Consider the following 6,158-nt stretch of genomic DNA (forward strand, 5'->3'; position numbering starts at 1 on the left):
CGGCGATGGCGTCACGCAGGGCGGTGAGGCGTGCGACGACGGCAACACCGTCACGGAGTCCTCCTGCCCCTATGGCCAGGCGAGCTGCTCCGCCTGCCGCGCCGACTGCGCTGCGGTGTTGAACCTCCAGGGGGGCGTCTGTGGTGACGGGGTGAGGGACAGTCCCGAGGCTTGTGACGATGGCAACACCACCTCGGAGTCTTCCTGCCCTTATGCGCAGCAGAGTTGCGCCGCCTGCAGCAGCACCTGCACCGCGGTGCTGAACCTCTCGGGGGCCTACTGTGGCGATGGGGTGAAGAACGGCCCCGAGGTCTGCGATGACGGCAACAACTCCTCGGAGTCCGCCTGCTCCTATGGCCAGCCCAGCTGCACGACCTGTAACGCCATCTGCACTTCGGTGCTGAACCTGGGAGGGGCCTACTGTGGAGACGGGGTGAAGAATGGCCCTGAGGCTTGTGATGACGGCAATACCCTCTCGGAGTCTTCCTGTCCCTATGGCCAGGCGAGCTGCACCGCGTGCAACAGCACCTGCTCCACGGTGCTGAACCTCCAGGGGGGCGTCTGTGGTGACGGCGTGAGGAACAGTCCCGAGGCTTGTGACGACGGCAACACCACCTCGGAGTCTTCCTGTCCCTACGGCCAGGTGAGCTGCACCGGCTGCAACGGCACCTGCACCGGGGTGCTGAACCTCACGGGGGCCTACTGCGGCGACGGGGTGAAGAATGGCTCCGAGGTGTGCGATGACGGCAACACCATCACGGAGAGCGCCTGCCCCAGCGGCCAGGCGAGCTGCACCACGTGCAACAGCACCTGCACCACGGTCTACCACTCGCTCAGCGTCTTCATGGCAGGCACCGGCTCGGGCTCCGCTTCCTCCTCCCCCGCGGGCATCAGTTGCCCCACGGGCAAGTGCACCGCCTTGTTTCCCAAGGCCACCTCCGTCACGTTGACGGCGACCCCCGCCACCAACTCCGCCTTCGCGGGCTGGTCGGATGGTGGGTGTGGCGGGACAGGGCTCTGCGTCGTCACGATGACGCAGGCCACGAGTGTCACGGCGAGCTTCCAGACAGCGGAGCTGCCGCCCGTCACCCCCGTCCCCGGTGTCTTGGCGGCCGGTGATAACCACTCGCTCGCGGTGCGCTCCAACGGCACCGTCTATCTCTGGGGCTACAACAACCTCGGCCAGATTGGCGATGGGACCACCACCACCCGACTCACCCCCGTTCCGCTGCGAGTGCAGAGCGGGCAACTTCTCACCGGCATCACCGCCGTCTCGGCCGGGAACAGCCACTCCCTGGCGCTGCGCAACGGCATCGTCTGGGCCTGGGGCTTCAACGGCTTCGGCCAACTCGGCAGCGGGGACACCACCACCCGGTCCTGGGCCGGGTCGGCCCCAGGCACCGGCACCACCGCCATCGCGGCCGGGGGGAGTTTCTCGCTGGCGCTTCGCACGGGCGGCACCGTCTGGGCCTGGGGCTTCAACACGGTCGGTCAGCTCGGCGACGGGACGAGGACCGACCGGCATTCGCCCATCCAGGTGCCCGGTCTCACCGGCATCACCGCCATTGCGGCCGGGCAGTGGCACTCGATGGCGTTGCACTCCGACGGCACCGTCTCCATCTGGGGGGACAACCGCTATGGCCAGCTCGGCGATGGGACCCTCACCACCCAGTACTCACCCATCAAGGTGCCGGGCCTCACCGGCATCAAGGCCATCGCGGCCATGGACTACCACTCGCTGGCGCTGGGCTCCGATGGCACCGTCTGGACCTGGGGGGACAACCGCTATGGCCAGCTTGGCGATGGGAGCCTCACCAACCGGACCTGGCCCGGGCAGGTGCCAGGGCTCACCGGCATCACCTCCCTGGCGCCCGGCCAGTGGCACACGCTGGCCCTGAGCTCCGACGGCTCCGTCTGGGCCTGGGGCTACAACTGGGCCGGCCAGCTTGGCGACGGGACGAGGACCGACCGGTATGTGCCTGGAAAGGTGCCAGGGCTTACCGGCATCACCTCCCTGGCGGCCGGGTACCTCCACTCGCTGGCGCTGCGCTCCGACGGCACCTCCTGGGCCTGGGGCTATAATGGGAACGGCGAGCTCGGTGATGGGAGCACCACCCTCCGCCTCACGCCCGTCACGAGCCTGGTGCCCTGAGGCTCAGCCCGGCTGGTGCTCGTGGAGCCACACGCGCTCCAGGCCCCAGGTGCATGAGAAGGATGGGGGCAGTGTTGAGGGCATCGGGTTGTTTGCCTCCGACAGCAGCGTGGGGGGACGAAGCCTACGAGAGCAGGAGGGGCGCAGCCTGTGCCGGGCTGCCCCTTCCTGGGTCTCCTGCGCCGCCGCGACATGTCTTGCTACATTGCTACAGCAGACCCGCGCTGCAGCGCTCTCAACGCAGCTCGGCGCAGGGCAGGGGGCGGCGTAACTCTTTGTCCGGCGGTACGACGGCCGACGCATAGATGGCACCCCCACCCTTCGAATCCCCCAAGGCGCCGACGGTACAGGCCGCCACCTTTGAGCGCGAACAGAAGGACGAAGAAACCTCGAGGAACTCGCAGCAGCAGAGCAGAGGCCACTCGATGTAAAAGAAGAGCGGTAGCGTGTCTAGCGTTGGATAGGAATTCGACCGAGCTGCGGTAGTGAAGTATTCTTGTAGCGCTCCCTGCGCATCGGTCCTGAACTGATGTTAACCCGCTCAGGACATTGAGCTGCTGCTGAGTTGGTACAGACGGCTGTCACTGACCGGGATGCAAATCTCCGCGGCCCCCGATGGGGCTCACCTCTCGCTTGCCTTGTCGAAGCGACCTCTCCCTCTCTTCTTCCAGAGGAGCACCTGTGCTCTCATACATTCACCCTGATCGTACCGCCTTGGGATGGGCCCCGCTGTACTTGGCCGCTGCGCTGCTGGCCCTCTCCGCAGCATGTGGTGACACTCCTCCGCCCGAGGAGGACAGCACGGGCTCGGCGCAGTTGGTGGGCACCCTGGCTCAAGCGCTCTCCTCGGCCGATGTCACCTCGGTGGTGGTAACAGTGTCCGCAGCTGACATGCAGGCACGTACCTCGGGGCTGGTAAAGACAAACAACCAGTGGAGCGGCACGCTGGGCAAACTGCCGGCAGGTACGGGGCGTACCTTCAGCGCCGAGGCCTTCAACAGCAGTGGAACCAAGGTGTACGCCGGTGCGGCCACGGGCATCACTATCGTGGCCAAGCAGACGACGGCAGTCTCTATCACCCTGCAGGAAGTCAATCCCTCAGCGCCCTTCGAGAACGCCGCGCCTGTCATTACCTCGCTGTCCGCCGCGCCCGGCACCGTCGAGCCCGGTGGCACCGTGGTGCTCACCGCCTCGGCCACGGACGCCAACGCTGGAGACACGCTCACCTATGCCTGGAGCGCTCCCTCGGGCAGCTTCTCTCAAGCCAGTAGCCTGAACACTTCGTGGACGGCCCCCGCGTCGGCAGCCACCGTGCCGCTGACGCTGACGGTGACAGACTCCAAGGGCCTCAAGGCCAAGGTGACTTTCAACGTCACCGTCAACGCGGGCAAGGGCGATGCCATCGTCAACGCCAGCTTCAACACCTGGCCTCAGGTGGCCAACATCTCCGCCACTGCCACCGCCCTCGAAGTCAACGAGTCCACCACCGTCTCTGCCACGGCCTCCGACAATGATGGCGACTCGCTGACCTACAGCTGGTCGGCCTCGTGTGCCGGCACGTGGAGCAATGCCAATTCGGCCACCGCGCAGTTCACCGCCACGGCCCTGCCGAGCAGCAACGTGTGCAACAACTGCAACCTCACCGTCACCGTCACCGACTCACGCAACAGTCTGCCCGTGGGGGGCCAGACGACGGGCACTCTTTCCATCTGCGTGGGGCCCAAGAGGACGGCTGTCTTTCCCCCTGAGGTGACGGAGACATTCCAGTCCTCTGCCTCCACCTCCGCCGGTGGCACGGTGACTTTCCGGGTGAAGGCGGTGGATTCGCAGGGCAGCGCGATGAGCTTCTCGTGGGCCGCCAACACGGGCACCCCTGGCACCCCCACCACCAGCGCAGGTACCAGCCAGGTGGTGTGGACAGCCCCCGCGTGTGCTCCCTCAGCCACCACTCCCACCGTGACGGTCACCGTCTCCAACGCCCTGGGGGCTTCCTCCTCTCAATCCTTCACCATCACGGGCCTGACTGCGTGTGTTTCCCAGGCACCTACGCTCCTGCTCGCGGCCTCTAACCATTCCGACATCGTGAAGCAGGACGGCACCCTCTGGACTTGGGGCTTCAACGGCTACGGCGCGCTCGGGGATGGGACCATCACCTCCCGCACCTCCCCGGTACAGGTGCCGGGCCTCAGTGGTGTCATCGCCAGTGCCGTGGGGAGTGAGCACACGGTGGCGCTGCGTCAGGACGGCTCCGTCTGGGCATGGGGCTACAACCTCTACGGCCAACTCGGGGATGGGAGCACCACCGATCGCCGCTCCCCGGTACGGGTGCCGCTCATTACCCCCTCCATCGCCATTGCCGCAGGCATTTACCACACGGTGGTACTGCGCCCGAACGGCATCGTCTGGACCTGGGGCTACAACGACAACGGCCAGTTGGGGGATGGATCCATCACCGACCGCTCTACCCCCGTACAGGTACCGGGTCTCACCAGCATTACCGCCATTGCCGCAGGCGTCTTCCACACCGTGGCACTCCACCAAGACGGCACTGTCTGGGCCTGGGGGGCCGGTCAGCTCGGGGATGGAACCAGCACCCAGCGCACCTCCCCGATCCATGTGCCGGGCCTGAGTGGTGTCGTCGCTATTTCCGCAGGTTACTCCTGGACGTTGGCGCTGCGTCAGGACGGCACCCTCTGGGCGTGGGGCAACAACGCCCAGGGCCAATTGGGGGATGGGACCACCATCAACCGCTCCTTCCCCATACAGGTGCCTGGCCTGAGCGGCGTCACTGCCATGGCTGCAGGTCAGTTACACACGGTAGCGCTGCGTCAGGACGGCACCGTCTGGACCTGGGGCCGCAACAACTTCGGCCAACTGGGGGATGGGACCACCACCGATCGAGTCTCTCCGGCGCAGGTACCCGGCCTCAGCGGTATCACCGCCATTGCGGCAGGCACCTACTACACACTCGCACTGCACCAGGACGGCACCCTTTGGGCGTGGGGCCGTAACACCGAGGGCCAGCTCGGGGATGGAACCACCATCAACCGATTCTCTCCGGTGCAGCTGCCCGCCTTCTAAGCGGCTCCTCCACACGTGCCAATCCCTCTCTCTGATTCAGCGAAAAGGTTTCCGATGACTCGAATGACAAAGCACTCATGGCTATACTTGGCCGCTGCGCTGCTGGCCCTCACCACGGGATGTGGCGGCACTCCGCTGCCAGAGGAGGACAGCACGGGCTCGGCGCAGTTGGTGAGCACAGTGGCTCAGGCGCTCTCCTCGGCAGATGTCACCTCGGTGGTAGTGACGGTGTCCGCGGCGGACATGCCAGCGCGCACCTCGGGGCTGGTAAAGACAAACAACCAGTGGAGCGGCACGCTGGGCAAGCTGCCAGCAGGCACCGGCCGCACCTTCAGCGCCGAGGCCTTCAACAGCAGTGGAACCAAGGTGTACGCCGGCGCGGCCACGGGCATCACCATCGTGGCCCGGCAGACCACCGCGGTCTCCATCACCCTGCAGGAAGTCAACCCCTCAGCGCCCTTCGAGAACGCCGCGCCTGTCATTACTTCGCTGGCAGCTGCGCCCGGCACCGTCGAGCCCGGTGGCACGGTGGCGCTCACTGCCTCGGCCACGGATGCCAACGCGGGAGACACTCTCACCTATGCCTGGAGCGCTCCCTCGGGCAGCTTCGCTCAAGCCAGCAGCCTGAACACTTCGTGGACGGCCCCCGCGTCGGCAGCCACCGTGCCGCTGACGCTGACGGTGACAGACTCCAAGGGCCTCAAGGCCAAGGTGACTTTCAACGTCACCGTCAACGCGGGCAAGGGCGATGCCATCGTCAACGCCAGCTTCAACACCTGGCCTCAGGTGGCCAACATCTCCGCCACTGCCACCGCCCTCGAAGTCAACGAGTCCACCACCGTCTCTGCCACGGCCTCCGACAATGATGGCGACTCGCTGACCTACAGCTGGTCGGCCTCGTGTGCCGGCACGTGGAGCAATGCCA

At 66.3% G+C, this 6,158-nt stretch carries 3 protein-coding genes; all 3 read left to right on the forward strand.

Annotation, left to right across the window (positions count from 1 at the left end; translation table 11 throughout):
* On the forward strand, window positions 1-2,152 hold a 2,152-nt coding region (locus G4D86_RS53250), incomplete at its 5' end, for an RCC1 domain-containing protein (protein ID WP_420821879.1).
* A gap of 735 nt (window positions 2,153-2,887) precedes the next feature.
* A complete protein-coding gene (locus G4D86_RS36565; RefSeq protein ID WP_240360661.1) occupies window positions 2,888-5,233 on the forward strand; it encodes an RCC1 domain-containing protein in 2,346 nt (781 codons plus the stop codon).
* Window positions 5,234-5,320: 87 nt separating this feature from the next.
* Window positions 5,321-6,158, forward strand: an 838-nt coding sequence (locus G4D86_RS36570; RefSeq protein ID WP_240360662.1) for a PKD domain-containing protein, incomplete at its 3' end; no start/stop codon positions are given.

Origin of the sequence: Pyxidicoccus caerfyrddinensis (genome assembly GCF_010894405.1) — a bacterium.
GTDB lineage: Bacteria > Myxococcota > Myxococcia > Myxococcales > Myxococcaceae > Myxococcus > Myxococcus caerfyrddinensis.